This window comes from Neisseria sp. P0020.S003 (genome assembly GCF_051957095.1).
GTDB classification, from domain to species: domain Bacteria; phylum Pseudomonadota; class Gammaproteobacteria; order Burkholderiales; family Neisseriaceae; genus Neisseria; species Neisseria subflava.
In genome coordinates this window covers 1-506 of the sequence record NZ_JBQCWU010000056.1, presented here as the reverse complement: position 1 = coordinate 506, position 506 = coordinate 1, and the positions used below count along the sequence as shown (strand labels likewise).

Genomic DNA, 506 nt, shown 5'->3' with positions numbered 1-506 from the left:
AACACCACACAACATATTGAACAAAACTTACAACAACACTCCAAAAACCTGAATGGTACGGAACCCTACGATGCATACGATACAATGTTGCACCAAGTCGAAAAACCAACACCCACCCGCACAACAAAACAACACAACAACAACCAACCCAAAACCACCATCACCCCAAACCCAAACCACAACACCCCACACAAAAAACCACAACAACACAACACACCACAACCCACCCCACACACCCCCAAACAAAACCACCCCACCCACCACTCATACAACAAACAACCCCAACCCCAACAACCAAACCCACCCAACAACCACCACACAACAAACCACAAAACGAAGCCAAAACCCACACACAAACCACCAAAAACAAAAAAACCGAAAACAAAAAACCCAACAACTACCCCAACCACCACAAACCCGCCCACACCACACCCAACCACCACACACCAACACTCTCACACAACCACAACAAAAACACACTAAACACCACACCCAAACACCAACCC

At 47.0% G+C, this 506-nt stretch carries 1 pseudogene; it reads left to right on the top strand.

The annotated features are described in order from the left end of the window. Positions 1 to 70: 70 nt before the first annotated feature. Positions 71 to 506: pseudogene (locus tag ACTHTQ_RS11290) on the top strand (hypothetical protein); the annotation flags it as partial.